This is a genomic window from Pseudovibrio axinellae, assembly GCF_900110875.1.
Taxonomy (GTDB): domain Bacteria; phylum Pseudomonadota; class Alphaproteobacteria; order Rhizobiales; family Stappiaceae; genus Pseudovibrio; species Pseudovibrio axinellae.
In genome coordinates this window covers 1-23,514 of sequence record NZ_FOFM01000008.1, presented here as the reverse complement: position 1 = coordinate 23,514, position 23,514 = coordinate 1, and the positions used below count along the sequence as shown (strand labels likewise).

General features: G+C 48.9%; 16 protein-coding genes, 2 tRNA genes and 1 pseudogene. 10 read left to right on the top strand and 9 right to left on the bottom strand.

All coding sequences use genetic code 11. From position 1 onward, the window contains the following. The first annotated feature begins 61 nt into the window (after window positions 1–61). The 3 genes and pseudogenes from BMZ51_RS16885 (at window position 62) to BMZ51_RS24750 (ending at window position 1,383) form a co-directional block, all read left to right on the top strand. Window positions 62–138 (top strand) — tRNA-Arg (locus tag BMZ51_RS16885). Window positions 139–619: 481 nt separating this feature from the next. Then, a complete protein-coding gene (locus tag BMZ51_RS24755) occupies window positions 620–895 on the top strand; it encodes a hypothetical protein (protein ID WP_425287458.1) in 276 nt (91 codons plus the stop codon). Window positions 896–910: 15 nt separating this feature from the next. Beyond that, window positions 911–1,383 (top strand): annotated as a pseudogene (locus BMZ51_RS24750) (DDE-type integrase/transposase/recombinase). Here BMZ51_RS24750 and BMZ51_RS16875 read toward each other — a convergent pair. The 4 genes from BMZ51_RS16875 to BMZ51_RS16860 all read right to left on the bottom strand — a co-directional run bounded on the left by BMZ51_RS16875 (window position 1,375) and on the right by BMZ51_RS16860 (window position 7,327). Next, window positions 1,375–2,916: a class I SAM-dependent methyltransferase gene (locus tag BMZ51_RS16875; protein WP_161941257.1), complete on the bottom strand. Its 1,542-nt coding sequence runs from the start codon at window positions 2,914–2,916 to the stop codon at window positions 1,375–1,377. The pseudogene BMZ51_RS24750 and the gene BMZ51_RS16875 sit on opposite strands and share 9 nt — an antisense overlap. Before the next feature lie 54 nt (window positions 2,917–2,970). Beyond that, window positions 2,971–3,873, bottom strand: a complete 903-nt coding sequence (locus tag BMZ51_RS16870; RefSeq protein ID WP_068010759.1) for a radical SAM protein — start codon at window positions 3,871–3,873, stop codon at window positions 2,971–2,973. 407 nt (window positions 3,874–4,280) lie between these two features. Then, complete coding sequence (locus BMZ51_RS16865) at window positions 4,281–5,669, bottom strand: aldehyde dehydrogenase family protein (RefSeq protein ID WP_068010761.1); 1,389 nt, start codon at window positions 5,667–5,669, stop codon at window positions 4,281–4,283. Beyond that, complete coding sequence (locus tag BMZ51_RS16860) at window positions 5,666–7,327, bottom strand: acetolactate synthase large subunit (RefSeq protein ID WP_068010763.1); 1,662 nt, start codon at window positions 7,325–7,327, stop codon at window positions 5,666–5,668. Before BMZ51_RS16860 ends, BMZ51_RS16865 begins: the two co-directional genes overlap by 4 nt. Window positions 7,328–8,043: 716 nt before the next feature. Between BMZ51_RS16860 and BMZ51_RS16855 the strand changes: the two genes are divergently transcribed. Further along, window positions 8,044–8,982 carry a hypothetical protein gene (locus BMZ51_RS16855; protein ID WP_068010765.1) on the top strand — a complete coding sequence of 313 codons (939 nt, stop codon included), beginning with the start codon at window positions 8,044–8,046 and terminating at the stop codon, window positions 8,980–8,982. 1,704 nt (window positions 8,983–10,686) lie between these two features. On the opposite strand, the gene BMZ51_RS16850 is transcribed toward BMZ51_RS16855, so the two are convergent. Beyond that, window positions 10,687–10,762: transfer RNA gene (locus BMZ51_RS16850), tRNA-Lys, on the bottom strand. A gap of 773 nt (window positions 10,763–11,535) precedes the next feature. On the opposite strand from BMZ51_RS16850, the gene BMZ51_RS16845 reads away from it, so the two are divergent. From BMZ51_RS16845 to BMZ51_RS16830, 4 genes are all read left to right on the top strand, one after another. Continuing rightward, on the top strand, window positions 11,536–12,495 hold the full coding sequence (locus BMZ51_RS16845) for a TAXI family TRAP transporter solute-binding subunit (RefSeq protein WP_068011301.1): 960 nt from the start codon (window positions 11,536–11,538) through the stop codon (window positions 12,493–12,495). A gap of 128 nt (window positions 12,496–12,623) precedes the next feature. Next, window positions 12,624–15,239: a TRAP transporter permease gene (locus BMZ51_RS16840; RefSeq protein WP_068011302.1), complete on the top strand. Its 2,616-nt coding sequence runs from the start codon at window positions 12,624–12,626 to the stop codon at window positions 15,237–15,239. Window positions 15,240–15,282: 43 nt separating this feature from the next. Next, entirely contained in the window at window positions 15,283–15,717 is a 435-nt protein-coding gene (locus BMZ51_RS16835; protein ID WP_068011303.1) for a universal stress protein, read from the top strand. Window positions 15,718–15,947: 230 nt separating this feature from the next. After that, window positions 15,948–16,685: a cytochrome c biogenesis CcdA family protein gene (locus tag BMZ51_RS16830; RefSeq protein WP_068011304.1), complete on the top strand. Its 738-nt coding sequence runs from the start codon at window positions 15,948–15,950 to the stop codon at window positions 16,683–16,685. A gap of 73 nt (window positions 16,686–16,758) precedes the next feature. On the opposite strand, the gene BMZ51_RS16825 is transcribed toward BMZ51_RS16830, so the two are convergent. Next, complete coding sequence (locus BMZ51_RS16825) at window positions 16,759–17,691, bottom strand: DMT family transporter (protein WP_275078231.1); 933 nt, start codon at window positions 17,689–17,691, stop codon at window positions 16,759–16,761. 94 nt (window positions 17,692–17,785) lie between these two features. Continuing rightward, a complete protein-coding gene (locus tag BMZ51_RS16820) occupies window positions 17,786–18,784 on the bottom strand; it encodes an SPOR domain-containing protein (RefSeq protein WP_208979546.1) in 999 nt (332 codons plus the stop codon). A gap of 231 nt (window positions 18,785–19,015) precedes the next feature. Here BMZ51_RS16820 and glmU point away from each other — a divergent pair, with 231 nt between their 5' ends. After that, window positions 19,016–20,374 carry a bifunctional UDP-N-acetylglucosamine diphosphorylase/glucosamine-1-phosphate N-acetyltransferase GlmU gene (gene glmU, locus BMZ51_RS16815; RefSeq protein WP_068011313.1) on the top strand — a complete coding sequence of 453 codons (1,359 nt, stop codon included), beginning with the start codon at window positions 19,016–19,018 and terminating at the stop codon, window positions 20,372–20,374. 170 nt (window positions 20,375–20,544) lie between these two features. After that, window positions 20,545–22,371 carry a glutamine--fructose-6-phosphate transaminase (isomerizing) gene (glmS, locus tag BMZ51_RS16810; protein ID WP_068011309.1) on the top strand — a complete coding sequence of 609 codons (1,827 nt, stop codon included), beginning with the start codon at window positions 20,545–20,547 and terminating at the stop codon, window positions 22,369–22,371. 521 nt (window positions 22,372–22,892) lie between these two features. Here the strand turns inward: glmS and BMZ51_RS23930 are convergent. Both BMZ51_RS23930 and BMZ51_RS23925 read right to left on the bottom strand, forming a co-directional pair. Further along, a complete protein-coding gene (locus tag BMZ51_RS23930; protein ID WP_139201415.1) occupies window positions 22,893–23,087 on the bottom strand; it encodes a hypothetical protein in 195 nt (64 codons plus the stop codon). A 150-nt stretch (window positions 23,088–23,237) separates the two neighbouring features. Further along, the coding region (locus BMZ51_RS23925; protein WP_139201414.1) for a transposase at window positions 23,238–23,514 on the bottom strand (277 nt) is incomplete at its 5' end.

Below are 23,514 nucleotides of genomic sequence, written 5' to 3'. Positions count from 1 at the left end.
TCTCCAACACCCTTATTAAGCAACTCATGTGAAGGGCGATGTGATTGCCCTTTGGCAACGCGGCCCCTTAGCTCAGCTGGATAGAGCACCGGCCTTCTAAGCCGACGGTCGCAGGTTCGAATCCTGCAGGGGTCGCCATTATTTTTCAATTGGTTAGTAGGCTTTAATTTTCGCTCAACGCGAATGTTTTACAGCCTGTTTTACACTTTTGTGTAAGGCGCAAGAACGAACGGGAGTAATGGAAAAGTTACGGGATTAAGTGGGATTGGGCAGGAACAAAAGGATTTCAACAGTTTGTGCGGATTGTTGGCCTTTTGGAACTTTTTCACATCCTTCAGACTATGCCCGGATAGGGCTGCAATTTCTGGGACGGTTGCTTCTGCCTCCGCCCATGATGTAACGGCTGTTCCCCTTAGATCATTAAATTGTAATCCTTCAATCCCGACTTTCTTGATTGCCTTTCCCCACGAGCTTAGAAACCCATCAGTGGTCTAGGGTTTGCCCCTGGTATTCGTCAAAACATGAGTTGAGAGCATGTTGTTGCTGATCTGGTCTCGCTTTAGCTTGTCCAGCATGTCTCGCAATGGTGATGTCACGTTAACTTTCGGGCCAGATTGATATGATAGCAGAGGCGTATGACCTCAGCTGCGATCAGTTAAAGCGCCATCGTTTTACACCCGAGATTATCGCTCACGTTGTTTGGCTCTATCACCGCTTCTCCCTCGGCCTGCGCGAGGTGGAAGAAATGCTGCTGGAGCGCGGCATTACCCTGTCCTATGAAACCATCCGCAAGTGGGGGATCAAGTTTGGTCCAGCTTACAGTCGTCGGTTGCGCCGCAAAAGAGCACAAAGCTCGGATATCTGGTATCTTGATGAGGTTATTATCAAGATATAGGGTCAGCGATATTGCTTGTGGCGGGCCGTTGATCAGGATGGTTACATTCTGGACGAAATCCTTCAAAAACGGCGCAATACCAAGGCTGCCAAATGTTTATTGACCGTTTGTTATCAAGTCAGGGCGTTACTCCAAAACGAATTATTACCGACAAACTGTCTTCCTATCGGGCGGCAAAACGCAAAGTGATGCCAGCTGTCCAGCACCGCAGCCACAAGCGCTTAAACAATCGTGCAGAGAACTCGCATTTGCCCTTGCGAAAACGCGAAAGGGGCATGCAAAAGTTCATGTCGCGGGGCCAGCTACAAAGATTTCTGGCAGTCTTCGCAGGCTTACGTAATCTGTTCGTTCCACCTCGCCACCAACGTTCTGCAATCGACATTCATCTTCATCGCATCACGCTTTCTCACAATGGAAACAGGCAGCTATGCTTCGCGCTTGAAATCCGCATGGTGAAAGCTCTTGCCGCCAAATTCAAGTTAAGTTGATGGCACCTTCTTCTGAGTTTCCTTATTTACGATAGCATTAAATGAAATGAAAGCACTATAAGTAGCTAGGCTAGCATGAGTGTAGGGGTTTTGTTCACCATACTGCTTAAGTGCTGCTGTCAATTCGTGGTCGTTAGCAAGGAAAGCGAGTGATAGCTTGCTTAGAGCGCTTGTAGGTAGACGGTTAACGCTTATCCCTTTGATGACATCAAGTGTAACCCCTAGCTTCCGTAGTACTCGTCGAACACTGTCCGCGTAAAAGAAATTTCCGGGTTGAGAATAGTGTTGTCCGCAGATTAAAGCACTTCGCGCAGCTATCGCGTCAAACTGCCTTCCTGAATTTTTTTGGTTAGCATCCCTAGGCAGTTCGAGCTCATCAAAATGGGGTGATCGAACACAATCTGCCTGCCATTGCAGAATGTCTTCTCCCTGCCGAGCCCAGTTATTATCAGCAGACATGTTGGCAGTAACCTCGCATCCGGATAAGTTTGTTGGGGCATTCAAAAATCTGCGAAGCAGTTCACCTACACTAAATGCACGATTTACGTGCAATCGAGAATTTGGTTTCAGAATGCGCCGAAGTTCAGAAAAAAGAAACTCACGATTAGCTGAGTATATAATTTCTCCATCTATCCAAACAGCATTAAATGAACTATCTGCAAACGGAAGTTTACCAGATCCATTGAGGTGATGTTGTGAAGTGCTGAGCCCGAAATGTTCCAAAGTGTTGGCAGCTAACTTCAAACGATCCTTGCTAAAGTCAGCAATGTCCAGATTCTCATTTGCCTCCGCTAGAAAGATGGAATATGCAGGTTTCTTCACTCCAATTTGAAGCAAGCTGCCCGAATTATGTAAGTTATTAATCCAGATCTGCTTTCTGTACTCGTCAATTGAGCGATGAAATGGTACCGTTGAACGTTGTTTCCAAAGAAGTTCATTATAAGAATTAACCAGTTCTTTGTTCACACAACCTCGGTAAGACTTAGCAATGCGTTCACTTTCAATTTTGGTGAATATTTTTTTCGTTTCGCTTCGAGCTGTGTCTCTCCAATCAAAGTTTTTTGGAGATCGTTTATTCGCACGAACACAAAGATCACAATAAGGCACAGCACTGGTGGTGCCCATATTTTGTCTCATATACTGCATAAATGGATGGTTCCACATGTTGTTCTCATTGTGGAAGTCCTCAGTCGTTGGCCAGTTGAAAACCGGTAATCGAGTTGGGAAATCAGAGCAAACTTTGGTCCGGTTATCACCTGATACAATATCAAGGCGCTTCCATGGGTAGGTACAAAATGGCGCTTCACCCAAAGCAATTTGTTTTAGAAACTCTTTCGAGATACTAAGCCCCTCTTTTCCATAGTGAAGGTAGATCTCACGTTTCTCGTCAGGTGTTAGCCGCTTACTTTTTGTCTGTGAACTGGTTGCAGTAGTAACGCTGGAGCTCATGGAGTGATCAGGTGTGGCGTGCTTTAATATTTTAACGTTGAACAGTTCTTCGCAGTTCTTTAAAATATTTGATAATTTATTCAATGACATACTCCAAATAAATGAATCAACATATTAATTAGAGACTGAATAGATATTTTATAGTTTAGGCATGGGTTGAGTTAAGTTGATATTATATTTTATACACTCCTTACGAAATTCATGAAATACACTAGATACCCTCTGTTTGTCATCGGGAACAACGTCATCGACAGTTAGAAGTGCCCGACTTTTGATCGTGCCCGGTACTGCCATTTCTATGATACGTGCGGATCTAATATCAAGTGAAGCCAATACTGCTGGTAGTTCAGGTAATTCTTCAAAGTTGTGTTTGTTCAAAACGTAGCCCGCCTGGATTTCTGGCAGGTGTGCCTGACGTTCTGCCTTTACCTTTTGAAGATCACGTAAGTTGCCTATCGTTTTCTCCCACTTGAGAGGAGGTATAAGGAACTCATAGGTCTCTTTTCTGGCCGCATTCAGAGAGACAATTATTAAGGAAAGGTATCCGGCTAAAATCGAAGTCAACTGATTGTCCAGAAGCGATGCATTTGTCGTAAGGTGCATCTTAATGTAAGGAGCGTTTTTGTGTATGGCATCCAGAATCTTGGCAATTTCTGGATGTGTTAATGGGTCACTCAACCCAGCGTTTGGTAGAATTGTGTGCACATATTTCAACCATTTTGCACGCTTTATATCTTCAACCTGCACCCTGTTTGATGTTGAACGCTCGGGGTCATACATACAAAAAGCACAGCGTGCGTTACAGACATCGTTGAGACCTATATGTAACATAGTAGGAAACGAGGATACTTTTCCGATCCCCAGGTAAGCTTCCCAAGCAACTAGCCTGTTGTTTATCTCAATGTGCTTTGGCGATGGAGGCAAATCAAGTCTCAAAGATTCTGCCATCGCCGTTTTGCTATCTTCGTATGTCCCTTTTGGTTGCACACCGTTGCCGCTTTTCTCGGCTTGGAAAAGAGTATCTTTCTTACAGGTTTTCATGGCACTAGTTATCTCAGTTAATCTTAGTATTGGAAATAATTACAGATGATGTCGAGCTTTGAGTGTGATGGTAATTGACGCACGAAAAATATGTATTCTTTATTTTTAATGAAATGTATTCTCTATATTACTTTAAATGGGCGTTGGTGTGTTTATTGTGCAATATAGCAAAATATTATTAACTTCCTCTACTTGTTATCCTTGACTATGTACTAGTTGCTCGAAGTGGTTTCTCCGGCTTTCGTATGAGTAATTCGTGATGACGTAAGCAATCGGTATGTGCAAAAGTAAATCTTTTGATTTCAATGGCTTACGCGTTTTTCTTAAATTCATTTCTAGGCAGTTTTGTTATGCCAAAACTTTGCATGGTCTGACACGGTGTTGTCATCTAATTTTTCAAGTAGGCTTCAAACCAACTTGATTACTGCCATCTTGTCCTGTGTCATGTCATGCATGGTGTAGCCAATTCCGCCGGTGTTGTAGCCAGAGTGGCGGCGGCCTGCGAAGGGCATCCAGTCGACACGAAAGGCAGTGTGGTCGTTGACCATGACGGCGGTGGCATCTAGTTCGTGCACGGCTTGCATTGCTGTTTCAAGGCTTTTGGTGAAGACCGCGGCCTGAAAGGCGAAGGGCAAACTGTTTGCAGTTTCAATTGCCTCCGCTGTACTATCAGTCGTGTAAACACAGATTACAGGACCAAAGATTTCCGATTGCGAGACGCGAGCGTCAGATGGTGGGTCCAACAACACGGTTGGGGCGTAAGTGGTTGCGCCCAAACGTTTACCTCCGGCGATTAGTTTTGCGCCTCCCGCTATTGCTTCATCGACCCAAGCTTCAACCCTATCGACTTCGGCGGGGCGGATCAGCGGGCCGCAATCGGTTGTGGGGTCAGTTGCATCGCCAACTTTTAGTGCGGTGGCAACGTCTGCCAGCTTTTGTGCAATTTCTTTTGCCTTGGCTTTGGGCGCAAATACGCGCTGGACGGAAACGCACACCTGACCGGAATGATAGAAACCACCCTTAGCAAGCAGCGGGATCATTGCATTAATGTCCGCATCTTGCGCAACGATGACTGGCGCGGCGCCGCCATGTTCCAACGCGCAGCGCGTACCAGGGGCTAACTTTGAACGCAGCATCCAGCCGACGCGTGCGGACCCGATGAAGGAGAGGAAGCCGACCCTTGTGTCGGTGATCATTTGTTCAGCTACCGCGTTGTCGCAGATAACCGCGCGGCACCAATCTTGAGGCAAGCCCGCCTCATATAACATACTGACGAAGGCAAGGCAGCTCAAAGGGGTGTCAGGGGCAGGCTTGACAATGACCGGGCAGCCGGTTGCTACTGCAGGTGCTACTTGATGCACGATCAAGTTCAAGGGGTGGTTGAAGGCGCTAGCAGCGACGACGACGCCGATTGGTTCACGCTGTGTAAAGGCGATGCGCCCTGAGCCAGCCTCTGTCAGCTCCATGGGAATTTCCCGGCCAGTCAGTTGACCTATTTCGTGCACGCAAAGCTCCACCCCGTCTATGGCACGTTTGACTTCAACGCGGGCATCGACCAGTGGCTTGCCGCCCTCACTGGCGATTTGCAAGGCCAGTTCCTCAAACCGCTCCTCCATGAGGTGGGCAACTTTCTTGAGTATAGTGATCCGCTGATAGGCAGGAATCCTGCTGTTACTTTGGCGAAAGAGGGTATGCGCTGTTTCCAGCAGTGCGTTGACCCCCTTCCAGTCACTCGTTGTGACGTGCCCGACAGGTGCCAAACTGTAGGGGTTCACGACCTCCAGCGTTTTGCTCATAACAAGCACACCTTTGCTGCAAGTTCATCAATCAGAACCCGTTTGTTTTCGCTGTAATCAACCGGGACATCAACGAGGTGTACGCCACCTTCTGCAAAGGCTTCATCAAACGTGGGGACCAAATCCTCGGTACGGGTAATCCTGTGACCAGTGGCACCGAAGCTGTTGGCATATTCTACGAAATCCGGGTTGCCGAACTGAAGCCCCCAGTCCTTAAAGCCGGCATGGGCCTGTTTCCAACGGATCATGCCATAGGCGCTGTCATTAAGCACAGTGATCACCAAATTAAGTTTTAGACGAACAGCGGTTTCCAGCTCCTGAGAATTCATCATAAAGCCTCCGTCGCCGCAAATTGCCATCACACGCCGGTTTGGGTTGAGCTTTGCTGCCATCATTGCAGAGGCTTGGCCTGCGCCCATTGTTGCCAACGCATTGTCTAAGAGAACTGTGTTGGGTTGATGAGCCTTGTAGTTACGAGCGTACCAAATCTTATAGATGCCGTTGTCGAGCGAAATGATATCGAAGTCGCCCATGACTTTGCGCGTGTCTGCGACCAGTCGCTGCGGGATCACCGGGAAACGGGGGTCTTCGCTACCTTCTGAGGTATGTAGATCTACCTCTTGCTTGATGCGCTCGAAGTAGCTGTGGTCAAACTCCAGTGGGCCACCCAAAATATCCCCAAGACGTTCAACAGAACGGGCCAGATCTCCCACCACCTCAACCTGAGGAAAGTAGACCTGGTCGACCTGCGCTGCCTTATAATTCATATGGATAACCTTGGTGCCGCCTTCCTCCATCAAGAAGGGGGGCTTTTCAACCACGTCATGACCCACATTGATGATCAGATCGGCACGTGCAATAGCACAGTGCACATAATCGCCATCAGAAAGTGCCGCGGTGCCCAGAAAAAGATGGGAGCGTTCGTCTATGACACCCTTGCCCATCTGTGTGTTGAAAAAAGGAATCTGCGTCTTTTCAGCAAAGTCACCTAAGATCGCATGTGCGTCCTTTCGGTTGGCACCTGCGCCCAGCAACATCAATGGCATTTTCGCGTTGCGGATCATCTCCGCTGCTTCATTGAGTACTGTATCACCTGCAATAGCGTAGTAGCGGGGGTGGGGTTGCAGGACAGATTCATTCGTTTCTTCAATGGCGATATCTTCGGGAAGTTCTAACAGGACGGAGCCGGGGCGTTCTTCCTCAGCCACGCGAAAAGCTTCGCGGACCACCGCAGGAATAGTGTTGCCATGCACAATCTGTTTGGACATTTTGCAAATGGGTTCAAACAGATTAACGATGTCAACAATCTGAAATTGCCCCTGCTTGGATTGTTTGATTGGTTTTTGGCCCGTGATCATGATCAGCGGCATGCCGCCCAGATAGGCATAGGCCGCCGGGGTGGTAAAGTTGGTGGCGCCAGGGCCAAGGGTTGCCATACACACGCCAGCCTTACCAGTCAGGCGCCCATACGTGGCGGCCATAAAGGCTGCACCTTGTTCATGTCGGTTCAGCACCAGCTCGATTGTGGATGTGCGCAGACTTTCCAGCACGTCAAGGTTTTCTTCGCCGGGAACGGCAAAAACGTATTCGACGCCTTCTGCCTCCAATGCGGCGACAAGAAGATCGGAAGCTTTTCTTGGGGCTTGAGAGTCAGGCATGGGGTCTCCGGTTTGATCAACGCGTGGGTTCAGCAGAGCAGCTTTCTTTTGTGCTTTGCGGAGAATTCTGAGTGGTCAGAGCGGGCCGATACCAGGAAAACGCGGCACCGTTGAGTGCCCTGACACATCATTTGCGCCAGTGAAAAGCGGCCTTCGAAACTCAATAAGCATTCCTGCTCAAATCTTCTTGCAAGGCTCAAGTTGCGCCAGTTAGCTCTACAAGATCAGAAATAGGTAAACGCAACGTGGCTTTCTCCAAAAAGTACCGATTACGCTAGGTGCGCCTGCCAGCAGGCTTGGCGCTTTGTGTATGTTTTCTTCGAGAGCCAGATGCTTGCAGCAGTATCAAATAGCGAACGCTTGCCTAAATAGATGGTAGAATCGATTGAAGAGATAGAGAAACACCCGCATATCAACCTTCATATTTTCGGGATGCGCTGGCTGACATGGAATGCTTGCACGCTAGAGCAAGTTCCGCACTGATTGATTCGAGCGTGGTTAGGTCTCGGTTTAATATCTATGGTTCATCCCAAATCTAGCTTTAAGGCATCCTATTATTCCAGCCTGGCCGGTAAGTATCAATAAACAGACGAGTTTGCGGTCAAGCATCGGGTTTACTGTGAGTTAATAATAAAAAATCCAAGCTTCCGCAGAAAGCTTCGCTCAAGTTTAAGTAACTATACCAGTTCATATCGATTCTACATAGGTTAAATTAGATGTCAGTATCTTCAATTGCTGCATTTGGCAGCTATCACGGCCAGTTGAAACTCGAAGAAAACAGAACTGAAGATGCTGCGGCAAACACTCCTGCTGAGCAAGAACAAAGTAAATCTTCTGAATCGCTCGCCGGAACGGGTGCAGCAGCTGCCTCCCTTTCAGTGGAGGCCCTTTTCGCAGTCGCGCAAGTCAGCCAGCAGACGACAACTTCTAATAGTTATTATGAGCAATTTTACCCAAGCTATGAAGGGCTTTCGATCACTAATCTTGCCGCGGCCATTAAGGACCCGGGGTCTGAAGTTTTTTCACAAAATCGTTCACTGGCAGACGTGGCTGAAGCTGCCCGTGCCAGCATGGATGCAAGACTGGAGCAGATGCATGCCAGTGGTGTCTTTGGTCAGGATTCTCATGCGGATAGGAATGCCACATTCGGCGAGTTGGACAGACGCGCGCTGTTTGCGGTAAGCAGCAATGAAGGTGGGCTTTTTACTCAATCGGAGCAGGAACAAGCAAGATGGTTGATGCAGCAACAACAGGCGCTCGCCATGGGGTACTACTGGGGCCCAATCAGCCTGAAATCTGAGTTTCTTAATAATCATGACCACCTGGATGCGATCAAATTGTCGATCCAGTTTCTTGATCAGGTAAGTGCAGACGAGAAAACATCTGTGATGTGGGCTTATTCACGCGCTGGAGATGAGCATGTTTATGATCTGCTGATTGCTGAGAGTGATGAAGAGCGCGAAAACTTCACATCAGACAGTCCGGCTGTCCAGCTGATCAAAGCGGCGCTGGATGCAAGGCTTGAAACGCAAGAACCCATCCTTGGTGTTATCGTCAATGACGATGACCTGAAAAATCAGCCTTGGTTCGAAAAATACGCAGACCGCCTGGATCGTGTGCTTGAACAAAACCGTATGCATTTTGGTGTTTCTTGAGAATACTCAGAAGGGCAAGGTGATGCCAAAAGGGTTGGGCATATTTCTCTCATCGACCAAGACTTAGAGCGCATTACGGCTAGCCGACGAGTTGAGGCATGGGAGCGGAGCGAAATTAGCGAGTGCCTTTGTAACGGCATTACGGAGGTAAACGTTGGGTCAGGCGATCCTTGTGTTTTATAAACTCAACATCATTGGTTGGCTTCAATCTTGTTGGACTCTTGACAGGGCAAGGAGAAGTTTTCTTGGAGGTGCTGTCAACAACGTCGCGACCTGATACCTGGCACCAATGAAACTAACTGATGAAACCGGCAGCCTGTCACGCCGCTTTTGCCAGAGATGAGCCAGTTGCTCGTTTTACTGTCAGCATCGGGCTTGGGCTGTTCGGGGCAGGGAGGTCTCCTCATGTGCTCTCATATCCTTTGCATCAAACCGCGAGCAGGTGAGGAGCCGACAACGACCGCTGGTCTATCATGAGCTGCTGCCCCATGTGCCAATAGCACCGCATGGCTGGCCATGCAGTGGTGAAGCTGAAATCCCCAGATACGGGGTGAGCAAGGCGAGCAGGCAATGCCTGCGCTACTTATTAAACTAGTTTCTTCGGCATTGGCTTGTCGCCTTGCCCGGGCATTTTTTTTATAGACAACATCGCTCTTATACTGAAAGACACGATAGCCAGTTTCCTGGAAGAATAAGGGCTTGTTTGGGGGCGTTTCCTTGCCCAAACAGGTCCTTCATCCCTGATAAACCCCAATGGAGCCTGCCACCGCGTGATGCCCTTCAGCCTTGAGCCCTTCCTTCCAGAGCATGCGGTCACCTCTGAAAATCGGTTCCACCGGACCTGCTGGAGAGATACGTTACTTCCCCCAGTAGCCCCACCCAGCCCACGCCACACTGACGGACGGTCCGCCAGCAGCCCGTTACGTGGGCATGCAACTAAGAGTAAGGGGTGTTTGGGCACAGGGGGATAAAGTTTTTAGAGCAATGCTTTCAACTTGGCTCGCGTGCTTTGGTTCATCTCTGGAGGGAAACTGTGCCATGCGGCCATTGGTGACTTTCCTGATGGAGCACATCCACCAATTAACACTTGTTGACTGATGCAATTTATGGTTGCTTTATGAAGTAAGTAAATTGGACTGATTTATTCCAGCATGAGAAGGTTGCTTCTATGTATAGTCATGTTCCATGATCTGGATAGCGTCAGAAACTGGCTGCCCGTTTTAGTGAACCGGATCGCCGTCACTCCTGCCGCTGTTTCAAGGAATGCTCTTATGACGGCCAACCCCTCTAGACCTGATCGGGCTTCGCCTTCTGCATTTGGATTGTCACTGTCAGTTGCGTTGGGAATCAAGCGACAACTCACCGTTGCCAGATGAATAGCTGTAACAAGCTGAGTTGGTTGAGGAGTATAAGTCAATCTGACTTGGACGACAGCGAAGCATGTGAAGACTGTGACAAGCGGTGACAACGTTCTGACGGCTTGGATTGTGTCAAACCTCACGCAAAGCCTTGCTACTGACCGATAGTGACGGCATTCACAACTTATCCAAAGGTAAAATAATGGAGGAATTGAGAGGTTCAGCAGAGCAAATACGGTTTCTGAAAGGCTCTCATTTGCTTACATAGTGATGACACGGAGCGCAAATGCAAAAAAGCTCCCGGAAGGGAGCTTTGCTAAACCTCTTTGTATACCATGAGGTTAAATGGTGAGCCCGCACGGGTTCGAACCGTGGACCTACTGATTAAAAGTCAGTTGCTCTACCAGCTGAGCTACGGGCTCTTAGGAGCGTCTGGTGTGGTCGCTGCCTGTGAGGGGTCTTCTAAGGATCGCAGGGACTTAGCGCAAGTGCTTTTTTTCATTTTCCACACAGACAGTATTTTGCATTGCTGAGCCTTCAATTTGGGTTCTACCGCTTATCCTAAATGACATAGGATGAATTGGTTTCATCGTTGATGCTCTTTCTTTGCCGGTTGTTTGTAGGAGTTGTTATAAGCTGCGATATCAAACAAAGAGATCCAGCCATGAGAGATGGGCAGGGAGCTTATATAGAATGTGGTGTGGTTTTGAGCGCTTCTGGGAGCTCTGGCTCTATGAAGTTGGTGCATAAAACTGAGCTGCTACGGGATAGGCTAGTATGAGTACCCTACGTATAATAACGTAGGGTTTGAGTGAGATTTCACTTGTGATACTTCATGAAACATATAATACTTTAGTGTACAATTTTATATTTTTCATACAAAATTTAATCGTTTTTACGTTGTTTTTGAGAAATATCTGTGGGGCTTTCGTTGGCGCGAAATGCCTTGAAATCGTGAAAATTACATTTGAATCAGATTGTTAGATGAATAGCAGCAGGGCGCTGCTGTTTTCAGGAGCTTTGAAAGCTCACTGGTAATCTGCCCATTTGCTGTGTACGTAGTTCCCCGCTTTTGGCATCCTACGTTATATGCCAGTGGGAATTAGGCGTATCTGATGGTTAAAATGCCGAGAATTCTTTTTCGTGATACCGTGAGCTACGGTGTTGCGCAATTAAAACTTAAGTGGAGGTTCATATGAAACTAAGCAATGTTGCAGTTGGAGCTGCGCTGATTGTTGCGAGTGTAGCAACCGGGGCTTCGGCCGAAAATCGTTTCGTATCTGTTGGTACTGGCGGCGTAACCGGTGTTTACTACCCAACAGGCGGTGCGATTTGTCGTCTTGTAAATAAGACACGCAAGGAACACGGCATTCGCTGTTCTGTAGAATCCACAGGCGGTTCTGTTTACAACATCAACACCATCCAAAATGGTGAATTGGAATTTGGTGTTGCACAGTCCGACGTTCAGGCGAACGCATATGATGGTCGCGCACAGTGGGAAGGCAAGCCATTTGGTGAGCTGCGTTCTGTATTTTCAGTACACCCTGAGCCTGTGACCATGCTGACCTCCAAAGATTCTGGTGTAAACAACTACACAGATCTGAAGGGTAAGAAAGTCAACATCGGCAACGCAGGTTCCGGCCAGTACGCGACTTGGCAGCTGCTTGAAAAAGAAGGCATCGTCAACACTGGTGATTTGGCTCTGGCAACTGAGCTGAAGTCCGCTGAAGCTGGTTCTGCTTTGTGTGATGGCAAGATCGATGCGTACTACTGGCTCGTTGGCCACCCATCTGCATCTACCCAGGAAACAGTAAGCACCTGTGATGCGCGCTTGGTGAACTTTGAAGGCAAGGCAATTGACGACCTGGTCGACAAATACTCCTTCTACCGTAAAGCCACTATCCCAGCAGGCATGTACAACAACGCAGAAGACATCAACACTTTCGGTGTTGGCGCGACCTTCGTTTCCTCTGCTGCTGTGCCGGATGATGTTGTTTACACACTCGTTAAAGCAGTCTTCGAAAACTTCGATGACTTCAAAAAGCTTCACCCTGCGTTCAAAAACCTGAAAGAAGAAGAGATGATCAAGGATTCCTTGACAGCTCCTCTGCATGACGGCGCGGTGAAGTACTACAAAGAACGTGGTTGGATGTAATTTAACCCGGTTTTCGATAATGTGGGGCGCTTTGTGCCCCGCATTTTTTTGTTTTTCTATTAGATTTCGCAGGTTCCTTGCTCTGCCTTTCCAGCTAAGGCAAAGGGTAACTGTTTTTGGGGGTGCAAATGAGTCCAGAACGACACAAAGCGCAAGTTGATGCGCAAGAATTGGTCGCTCAGGCAGATACCGGTGCGCGGAGCCTTACTGGCAACTTAGGCACCATGATTGCGGCCATTGCCTTTTTCTGGTCCGTTTTTCAGCTCTACGTGGCGTCGAACGTTCCATTTTGGCTGAATGATACCTTTGGTGTCTATCTCATTTTTAACGATTCCGCTGTGCGTAACATCCACCTGGCCTTTGGCCTCGTGCTTGCAGCGTTTGCTTACCCTCTGTTTTCCAGCAGTCCGCGTAACACGATCCCGTGGTATGATTGGATACTTGCATTTTTAGGGGCCGCGGCTTGTCTCTACCTTGTGGTGATGCGCGGTGATCTTGGAAATCGCGCTGGCCTTCCAACGCAGATGGATCTGATCGTTGCCTCAACTGGTCTGGCAGTGCTCGCGATAGCGGTTTATCGTAGCCTTGGCTTGCCATTGGTGATCGTTGCAGCGGTTTTCGTTGCCTATGCGATGTTTGGTAACTCTCCAATTCTGCCGGAAGTTATTCAGTGGCGCGGAGCGTCCTACGGTAAAGCCATGTGGCATTACTGGATCCAAGAGGAAGGCGTGTTTGGCGTCGCCATTGGCGTTTCGGCCTCCATGATCTTCCTGTTTGTTTTGTTTGGCTCGCTGCTTGAAAAAGCTGGAGCTGGCAACTACTTTATTAAAGCAGCATTTGCGCTTTTAGGGCATTTGCGCGGCGGTCCTGCAAAAGCAGCCGTTCTTGCTTCTGCAATGAGTGGTCTTTACTCAGGCTCTTCCATTGCAAACGTTGTGACCACAGGTACATTCACCATTCCTTTGATGAAACGCACCGGCTTTCCTGCTGAAAAAGCAGGCGCTGTTGAAGTGGCGTCTTCGGTAAATGGTCAGCTGATGCCACCTGTGATGGGTGCAGCAGCATTCCTGATCGCTGAATTCACTGGTACCAGCTATCATCAGGTCGTCATTCACGCATTCATTCCAGCCGTCATCTCTTACATTGCGCTGGTGTATATCGTGCACCTTGAAGCCTTGAAGATGAACCTGAAAGGGTTGCCAAAGCCGCCCGTACACGTAACCATCTTGCAGCGTCTGATCGGCGTTTTGACCGGCTTTATCGGGATTACAATTGTTGGTGCAGCGGTTTATTACGGCCTTGGATGGACCAAAACAGCCTTCCCATCACTAACATTCCCAGTGGTTCTGGCCTTGTTTGCAGTTGGGTATGTTGGCTTGCTTTATATTGCTGCGCAGGTTCCAGACCTAGAAGTCGATGATCCGAATGCGCCAGTGAAAGAACTGCCTGCAGCTGGCGATGTTGGCCGGACTGGTTACTACTTTATTCTGCCGATTGTTGTCCTGATCTGGTGTATCCTTGTTGAGCGGTTCTCACCGTCTCTGTCAGCGTTTTATGCAACAATGGCCATGATCTTTATTGTGGTTACCCAGCACCCACTCAAAGCATTCTTCCGTAAAGAATCTATAACAAGCCATATCTGGCAGGGTGTTGTGGACTTTGTAGAAGGCATGACAGGCGGCGCGCGCAATATGATCGGTATTGCAGTAGCAACAGCTGCTGCTGGTATCATCGTGGGCACGGTATCTCTAACCGGCATGCATCAGATGATCGCTGCTTTGGTGGAGTTCCTTTCCGGTGGCAACTTGCTGTTGATGCTGGTGCTGGTTGCTGTGATGAGCCTTATCTTGGGCATGGGTCTGCCAACAACTGCGAACTACCTTGTTGTGTCCTCGTTGATGGCACTGGTTGTGGTTGATCTTGGTGAACAGACCGGTTTCATTGTTCCTCTGATTGCGGTTCACTTCTTCGTCTTCTACTTCGGTATCATGGCCGACGTCACGCCACCTGTGGGGCTGGCGGCATTTGCCGCAGCTGCGATCAGTCGTGGTGATCCAATCAAGACGGGTGTTCAGGGCTTCATTTATTCGTTGCGTACAGCAGCGTTGCCATTCCTGTTCATCTTCAACACAGATCTTCTCCTGATCGATGTTGAACCTCTTGAGGCGGTCTTTGTCTTCGTTGTGGCGGTGGTCGCGATGATGTTATTTGCAGCCGCTACGCAGGGGTATTTCTTCGCACGTTCGCGTTTGTGGGAATCTGTTGCACTGCTTCTCATCGCGTTCACGCTGTTCCGTCCAGGCTTCTGGCTTGATCAGGTGCAAGACCCGTACGTAACTGTCACAGGTCCAGCTGTCATGCAGATGGTGGGAGATGCACAACCGGGTGATATGGTGCGTCTAAACCTCTCAGGTCCGGATTTTGATGACATGGATAAAATCCAGACAATCACATTGCCGCTAACCATTGGAGACGAGCAAGGCGCTGAAGCAAGGTTGAATGCGTCAGGTTTGGTGACCGTGGATATGGATGGCCAACTGACGTTGGAAGAACCGTTCCCAGGCACTCAGTTTGCTGAAAAGCTGCAGGATTTTGATTTCTACGGAGATGTTCCAGTAGTGATTTTGAATTCTCAGGTTGACGCACAACGCATGCCTAAAGAGCTGTTCTATATACCTGCTTTGCTCTTGCTCTTACTGGTTGTCGGGCTTCAACGCCGGCGCCAAATACAGCCTGCTTTTTAAGCGGGCTGTGCCATAACGTTTTTATCTATTGAGGAGTTGGGAAATGTACTCCAATATCTTGTTGCCATTGGACTTGAATGAAGAAAGCAGCTGGAAAACTGCGCTGCCCGTGGCCATTGATTTGGCACGTCATTACAAGGCCCAGCTGCATGTGGTGACGGTGCTGCCAGATTTTGGAAAGTCAATCGTTGGCGGATACTTTGCTCGCGAGTTTGAGACTGAGGCGTTGGAGCGTACACGTGAGGCTCTTGAGCAGTTTCTCGATACACAGCTTCCTGAAGAAGAACTTAATGTGAAGGGGCATATCGCCCATGGGACGATTTATGAGGAGATCACCAGTGCTGCAGATAAGCTGGGTACAGATCTGATCGTTTTATCCTCTCATCGCCCTGAGCTTAAAGACTTCCTTCTCGGACCGAATGCGGCCCGCGTCGTACGCCATGCCAACCAGTCAGTACTGGTTGTTCGTGACAACTAAGCGTCACATTTTGTGTGATTGGTGAACGGTGAGTAGGGTCTCCTAGTTTCCGTTCACCAAAAAGTGTCGCAGGTTTTTTGCATCTGTTTGACGAAACACATCAAACTCTCAACAAAATTGTATATACAAACGTTGATGATCCAATTCAGGGTCGGTGTGCTGATGCGTATGAACGCGTGAGCGCACACAAATCTGAATGGATGTATTCCAAACGGAATTAGGATAAATACATGTTGCAAGACATTACCCTTTGGGGGGCATTTTTCGCGGGCATATTGTCTTTTGTTTCACCCTGCGTTTTACCGCTTGTGCCTCCATACCTTGGATACATCGCCGGCTTATCTATTGAAGAGGTGACGAGCCGAAATAAGAGTGCCGCCCAGAGCAACAGAGTGATGGTTGCTGCCATGTGTTTTGTGGCCGGTTTTTCAACGGTCTTTATACTGCTTGGTGCAAGCGCTTCTTTCTTGGGGCAGTTTGTCCTGCAGTACTCGCAGTTTCTTGCGTACTTGGCTGGCGCCATGATCATCATCATGGGTCTTCACTTCCTTGGCGCTTTCAAAATCGCATTTTTGTACCGTGAAGCGCGCGTACAGATGGACCGTCAACCAGGTGGATTTGGCGGTGCTTACCTTATGGGGCTGGCTTTCGGGTTTGGCTGGACGCCATGTATCGGCCCGGTTCTGGCAAGCATCCTGCTGGTCGCAGGGACGCAAAGCTCTGTTAATCAGGGTGTTATTCTGCTGGCGGCCTATTCGCTTGGTATTGGTGTGCCATTTTTGATTGCGGCTATGTTTGCGGGCCCGTTTATGGGCTTTATGGCGCGCTTTAGAAAACACATGGGAACTGTGGAGAAGGTCATGGGCGCGTTTTTGGTGTTAACAGGCGTTGGTTTCCTGACCGGTTACATTCAGGCATTTTCTTTCTGGTTACTGGAGACATTCCCGGTCTTTTCACAAATCGGATAAGATGTGGCGAGAATTAAAACGAAAAAGCAGGCCAGTCAGCCTGCTTTTTTTGTGCCTTAAACTAAGGGAAATATCAGGCTCTGGCCGTTTTCTTGAAAACCATTGAGGGTAGGGTAGCAAGCAACAGGCCTGCCATAATTGGCAGGAAGCCAAGGTAATGGAACATCTGTAATTTTTCACCTAAAAACAAAACGGCCATCCCAACACCATAAGGGGTCATCAAGTACATAAACATGCCTGCAATAGAAGGCCCCACCAACTTTATGCTGTACTGATAGCTAAGGAAGGAGGCAATTGAGGCGATGAGGGCGACCCCTGCGATTGAAAGCCAAACCTCACTTGTTGCGGGGATCGAAGCAGTCATAGCCATTTCGCCCAAAGCAAAAGGAGCAAGTAAAATGGTTCCAAGGATTGAAAGGACTGCGAACAAAGGAACGGTTGAGATGCTTTGTAACTGGCTTTTCTTGATAAGTACGGAATAGATAGCCCAGCTTAGGGTGCACAGCGCAAACAGTAAGTCACCTTTGTTCAATTGAAGGCTAAGCAGGTTATTCAATGAGCCCTTGGTCACAATCACGAAAACGCCGGTAATTGCAAGACCGATGCCGATGAACTCTCGAAACGCAACCTTGCGACCTCGAAAGAGCCATTCAAGCGTGAGTATCAGGGCAGGGGCTGCAGAATAAATTAAAGTGCCATTGGTTGCCGATGTTTCTTTTAAAGCTAGGTAGACAATTGCACCGCAAACCCACATTGCCAAAAATGCCATAAAGCTCAGCAGTTTTAGATTCTTCAGAATAACTGGCAGGCAGGCTTTTAATTCGCGAAAAGTAAATGGCAGCAGGAGGAGGGAGGCAAGGCCCCACCTGAAAAACGCGAGGGTCCAAGGCTCTGTACTTTCAATTGCAGGCTTGGCAATAATGATGTTGGAACTCATGAACACTGGCATAAGAAACAACAGGGCATAGGTTGTGGCCCAATTTGAACTCGGAGATGAAGTCGGCACGTGTACTATTCCAAAACGACCTGCAAAATCTGATCGGAATTTCTCTCGTGAAAATGAGTCAACCAGAAATCAGGTGAAAGAAGATGAAGTCAACCTATTGGAATACGGTCGGCAAGCAATTGACTTTTTCTCGTGTCAGTCTTGCGCAGACCACAGCTGTGTCTGCTGCATTAAAGAACGGCCCAGCAAGCAGCCTATAATAGGTTCCACTATCAGTATTCGTTGATGTAACGCGCTCTTGAAGACTGCTGAGTATGCTTAGGTTATCTTCTTTCAGTGTCTTCCATCTGTTTTTTGCAACATTTTGATCGTCAAAGCGCCCCAGATCCACCGCAAAACGGGTGCGGGTTATTTTGCGCGCGCCGGATTGGTGAAAGGTTCCAGCCTCTGGTGTTCTTTTAAAGTCCAGCTCTTCATCTGGCATCGCTGTGGTCGGTATGGCGGCGACGGTTTGAAGTGCAGTTGCTTTTGGAAGTACAACCTCCTTGATCTGTACAGGCGCTGTAAACACTCTCAGAGGCAGGGCTTTGGCGGATGCTTCGTATACCTGAATATTTGCAGTTTCAGGAGCGGGCAAGGTTTCTACAGGTGATGTGGTTTTGGGTGTTGGCACAACAGCGCGACGAGAGGCAGATGCTTGCTTGAGCTGAGTACTGGGTTCATCTTGTGTGCTGGACGATGCCACATCAATAGAATTCAGCCTAACAGCGAGCCTGCGATTTTGCTCTGTAAGGTGCAACATAGTACGGCGCAGGGAGACTAGTTCAGTGCGGACGACAGCTAAGTCTTTGCTATCACGCGCGTACTGCTCTGGTTTAGGCTGATTAAACACTCCACTATAGACTTGGATATGTCTTGGAGAGAGGCTCTGGCCGATAGACGCCGTGGTCTCGACTGGCCCTGAAGCCGGTAAAGCATAGGATACTTGGGGCAACTGCCTTTTTTGTTGGGCAAATTGGCCAGGCAATTGAACAGCCGACACTGCAAGCGCGACAAACGAAACTGCAAAAAGCCCCCATGCAAGGACAGTGATTTGTTCACGCATCTTTTGAGGATCTTCGCGTAATTCTATGATTTTTTTGCGAAGTTTCAAAGCTTCCAATCGCCTCGCACTCGAATCCAGTTGAATCTACTTAGGCTACATTGATTAGTTATGGTTAATAAGGTGTAAACGTACTGTGAGGGGATACAACAACCAAATTACGCCTTTTCTGATGGTTACGTTTAATTTCTTGGTGAAAGCATAGGGATCTCCTTTGAAAAATTGCAGCTCTCGTGCAAATTGCCAGTCTGTATGAAATTCAAGGGTTCCCAAGAGGTTTGCATGTCCAATAGTTCTTGTTTGGCGATTGTTTTGGCTGCTGGATTAGGAACGCGAATGCGTTCCGCCTTGCCTAAGGTTATGCATGAGGTAGGTGGTTTGCCGCTTGTGGGTCATGTTCTCAATTCCGTTGTACAGGCAGGAGCGGACAAGGTCGCTGTTGTCGTCGGCCCGCAAATGCCTGAATTAGAGGAGCATGTCGCCATTCGCGTCCCTCATGCGACCTGCCATATTCAACATGAGCGTTTGGGCACTGCACATGCGGTGAAAGCGGCAGAGACTGCCTATTCAGAAACCTGCGAACATGTTCTTGTATTGTTTGGCGATACGCCGTTGGTCACCGCAAAAACACTTGACCGACTGCGCAGCCGGCTTGCTCAAGGGGCAGATGTTGTTGTGCTTGGTTTTGAAGCAGAAAATCCCTTTGGGTATGGCCGTTTGCTGGAGAGTGGCGGGGAGCTCACTGCGATCCGCGAGGAAAAGGATGCAACTGATGAAGAGCGCAGCGTCTCCTTATGTAATGCAGGCATCATGGCCTTTAAGGGCACAGTGCTGCCGAGTTTGATTTCAGAGATACGCAACGACAATGTTAAGGGCGAGTATTATCTGACCGATGCCGTTGAGGTTGCCCGAACAAAAGGCATGCGTGTTGTCTCCGAGCTTGCCGATGAGAAAGAAGTGCAAGGCATCAATAACCGGTCTCAATTGGCTGCCTGCGAAACGGTGTTCCAGCAGGTTCAACGCGATACCTTCATGGAAAACGGCGTGACTTTGCAGGCGCCTGATACTGTATATTTTTCTTACGACACGCAGATCGAGGCAGACGTTGTCGTGGAACCTAATGTTGTGTTTGCTCCTGGTGTCCAGGTTGAGAGTGGTGCTCGGATTCGCGCGTTTTCACACTTAGAGAGCGCTCATGTGAGTACGGGTGCGGTTATTGGTCCATATGCGCGGCTGCGCCCAGGTGCCCAGATTGGCGAAGAGGCCCACATCGGCAACTTCGTTGAAATTAAGAACGCAAAAATCGAGACTGGCGCTAAGGTAAATCACCTTTCCTATATCGGCGATGCTCGGATTGGGTCCAAATCGAACATCGGTGCAGGCACGATTACTTGTAACTATGACGGCTACCTGAAACATCATACCGATATTGGGGCTGACAGCTTTGTTGGCTCCGACAGCGTGTTGGTCGCGCCGGTTACACTTGGTAAAGGCTCGTTTGTGGCAGCAGGATCAGTGATAACTTCTGACGTGCCAGAAAACGCGTTTGCAATTGGCCGCGGGAAGCAGATCACTAAGGAAAATCGCGCAAGCTCGATGCGTGAAACTCTCGCCGCCGCGAAAGCTGCAAAAAAGGGTTAGGTAATATTGTTGCACACTGTCTGGGTTGACGGTGTGTATCTCTAATTTTCCTCAAGCTGTAATGAAACGAAACACGGATTGATTTCCCTCGCAAGGTATCAGCGGCTAAAGACTGAGCCCAGGTTTGATGCTCGCATGGGTTGCGAGGTGGGATTTCAAGGAGATAACTTATGTGCGGTATTGTCGGTATTTTAGGGCAAAAACCTGTTGCACCTTTATTGGTAGATGCGCTGAAACGGCTTGAGTATCGCGGATATGACTCTGCTGGTATTGCAACTGTCCAAGATGGCAAGCTGGTTCGCCGCCGTGCAAAAGGTAAATTGCGTAATCTGGAAGCCGTGCTGGAAGATAACCCTCTTGGTGGCATGAGCGGCATTGGTCATACCCGTTGGGCCACGCATGGCGCCCCGACGGTTGAAAACGCCCATCCACATGCCTCTGATGGAGTCATGGTGGTCCACAACGGTATTATCGAGAATTTCCTTGAACTGCGCGAAGAGGTGCGCAGTGCAGGTGTGAAACTTTCCACTGAAACGGATTCTGAAGTTGTTGCACACCTGATTTCGCTCGAAGTTAAAAGCGGTAAAGCTCCGCAGGATGCTGTTGCTGCCGTTCTTGGTCGCCTGAAAGGTGCCTTTTCTCTTGCGATTTTGTTTGCCGATCAGGATGATCTGATGATTGGCGCACGTCGCGGCTCGCCACTTGCTGTTGGATATGGTGAGGGTGAGATGTTCCTCGGTTCTGACGCGATTGCGCTGTCTCCTTTTACTGACCGTATCAGCTATCTTGAAGAGGGTGATTGGGTTGTTTTGGCACGCGCTGGGGCGCAGATCTTTGACGAGAACAACACTGCTGTTGAGCGTTTGGTTCAAACGTCCAGCGTCAGCTCAACCATGATGGACAAGGGCAACTACCGTCACTTCATGGCCAAAGAAATTCATGAGCAGCCAGAGGTTCTGGGCCATGCTATTTCGCAGTACTTGAAGTTTAATGAAGGTAAAGTTGCATTGCCTGAGGGCAATGACTTTGACTTCTCCAAGATCAATCGACTTGTGATTTCTGCGTGCGGTACGGCCTATTATGCTGGCCTGACTGCAAAGTACTGGTTCGAGAAATACGCTCGCCTTCCGGTAGATATCGATATTGCTTCAGAGTTTCGCTACCGCGAGATGCCTCTGGGAGAAGGCGATCTGGCTCTGTTCATTTCCCAGTCCGGTGAAACGGCAGATACGCTGGCATCTCTGCGCTATTGTAAAGAGCAGGGCATGACCATCGGTGCGGTGGTGAACGTGCCAGAGAGCACGATTGCACGTGAATCTGATCTGGTATTCCCGATCTTTGCAGGCCCGGAAATTGGTGTTGCATCTACGAAAGCCTTCACGTGCCAGCTGGCTGTGCTTGCCAGCCTTGCCGTGCTTGCAGGTCGTCAGCGAGGAAACTTGAGTGAAGAGCAGGAGAAAGAGCTGGTTGGCGCTCTTTCTGAATTGCCAGCACATGCGATGCAGGCTTTGAAACTAGAGCCAGAGATTGAGAAGCTGGCACCGTGGATGTCGAAGAAGCATCATGCGTTGTTCCTTGGCCGCGGTACAAGCTTCCCATTGGCACTAGAAGGTGCACTGAAGCTGAAGGAGCTTTCTTACATTCATGCAGAAGGCTATGCAGCAGGTGAGCTGAAGCATGGCCCGATTGCGCTGATTGATGAGAATATGCCGGTTCTGGTTGTCGCGCCATTCGATGGTGTTTATGAGAAGACTGTTTCCAACATGCAGGAAGTGGCAGCTCGTGGCGGTGAGATTGCTCTGTTCACAGATGAAAAAGGCGCTGAGGCAGCAGGTGTTGCTGCTGACCAGATGATCATTCTGCCAGAGCTTCCTGAAATCGTTGCACCACTCATCTACGCTCTGCCACTGCAAATGCTGTCCTACCACACCGCTGTCTTTATGGGCACAGACGTGGATCAGCCACGTAATCTGGCGAAATCGGTTACGGTTGAATAAGTACTCAAAAAACTTATGTTTTTTTGTGGGAGAGTAATAAAGTATCATACTGAGTAATAAAGTTACATACTGAAGCCGCCGGTATTATGCTTGTTTTGCGAGCAATGACCGGCGGTTTTTTCATGGCAGGTAAGAGTAAAGCGTTTTCTGACGCCAAGTTTGCAAAGATGATTAAAGAGGGACGGGGCAGTGGTGAGTATTCTGAATATAAGCCCTGACTGACTGTTCGGGACTTGCCGTCTCTTGGGAGAGTACACCGTGTCTTCGGCCATAAATCGAAGAGAACCCATCATCTACTATCTGACCTTGAACTTTCAGTGTTCCTGCTGCTGGAATGGCATAGTGAAGTTATTCAAATCCGTGAGCAGTTCCCCCTTGAAAGAGATGATACCCGTAGGCTTGCGCTCGAAGCTGGGATCAAACATCCTAGTCTAGCTGGCGTTGACCAATATATGTCTTCCGAGGCCGTGTTGCACGGGTCAGCACTGAGATAAAGTTCCCCCGCCGCCTCTAAGTCTGGGTCACAAAACGCGCTCAAACGCCGGGCGCCCGAGGATCGTCATCTTATTGAGAGCATTGACGCCAGCTTTTATCTCTGCCCTCTGATTTTTGATGTTACGCGCTTTCAGTTTGTTGCCAATCACCTGCTTAAAGCGGCCCATCTGAGTTTCAATCCGGCTGCGCTGAGTATACCCGGTTTGCTTCTGCCATGCCATCCGTCCTTCGCTCTGGATGATAGCAATATGCCGGTCCCGCTGTGTGGGGTTGGTCTCAGCCCCGAGGCTGACGACAGCGTTTTAGGCGGTGGAGTAATGACTTCGACACCTTCAAAGCGTCGCTGCAATTCATTGCTGACAGGCTCTCCGTCATAGCCCCAACCGGGAAACCGGTCCTTCAATCTGGTCCAGTAAATCGGGCAAGAGCGTCGGGTCTCCAACCCTCTCCTCAGTCAGTTCAGAACAAACAATCTCGCCGGTGTCCAGATTCCTCCCAAGATGTAGCTTACGCGAGGATAGGCGCTTGACTGCCGTTCCATGCTTGTTTTCCCGCCACTCTCCGGCTCCGAATACTTTCAATCCGGTGCTGTCGACCACAAGGTGAACCGGCTCAGATTTAGCCTGCTGCTTTAGCTGTTCAAATTCC

Bases quoted from the DNA above. Each gene is read 5' to 3' on its own strand.
- BMZ51_RS23930 (WP_139201415.1), bottom strand. From the start codon at position 23,087: ATGGCATGGCAGAAGCAAACCGGGTATACTCAGCGCAGCCGGATTGAA.
- BMZ51_RS16830 (WP_068011304.1), top strand. From the start codon at position 15,948: ATGTTGCAAGACATTACCCTTTGGGGGGCATTTTTCGCGGGCATATTG.
- BMZ51_RS16870 (WP_068010759.1), bottom strand. From the start codon at position 3,873: ATGAAAACCTGTAAGAAAGATACTCTTTTCCAAGCCGAGAAAAGCGGC.
- BMZ51_RS24755 (WP_425287458.1), top strand. From the start codon at position 620: ATGATAGCAGAGGCGTATGACCTCAGCTGCGATCAGTTAAAGCGCCAT.
- glmS (WP_068011309.1), top strand. From the start codon at position 20,545: ATGTGCGGTATTGTCGGTATTTTAGGGCAAAAACCTGTTGCACCTTTA.
- glmU (WP_068011313.1), top strand. From the start codon at position 19,016: ATGTCCAATAGTTCTTGTTTGGCGATTGTTTTGGCTGCTGGATTAGGA.
- BMZ51_RS16855 (WP_068010765.1), top strand. From the start codon at position 8,044: ATGTCAGTATCTTCAATTGCTGCATTTGGCAGCTATCACGGCCAGTTG.
- BMZ51_RS16865 (WP_068010761.1), bottom strand. From the start codon at position 5,669: ATGAGCAAAACGCTGGAGGTCGTGAACCCCTACAGTTTGGCACCTGTC.
- BMZ51_RS16860 (WP_068010763.1), bottom strand. From the start codon at position 7,327: ATGCCTGACTCTCAAGCCCCAAGAAAAGCTTCCGATCTTCTTGTCGCC.
- BMZ51_RS16840 (WP_068011302.1), top strand. From the start codon at position 12,624: ATGAGTCCAGAACGACACAAAGCGCAAGTTGATGCGCAAGAATTGGTC.
- BMZ51_RS16845 (WP_068011301.1), top strand. From the start codon at position 11,536: ATGAAACTAAGCAATGTTGCAGTTGGAGCTGCGCTGATTGTTGCGAGT.
- BMZ51_RS16835 (WP_068011303.1), top strand. From the start codon at position 15,283: ATGTACTCCAATATCTTGTTGCCATTGGACTTGAATGAAGAAAGCAGC.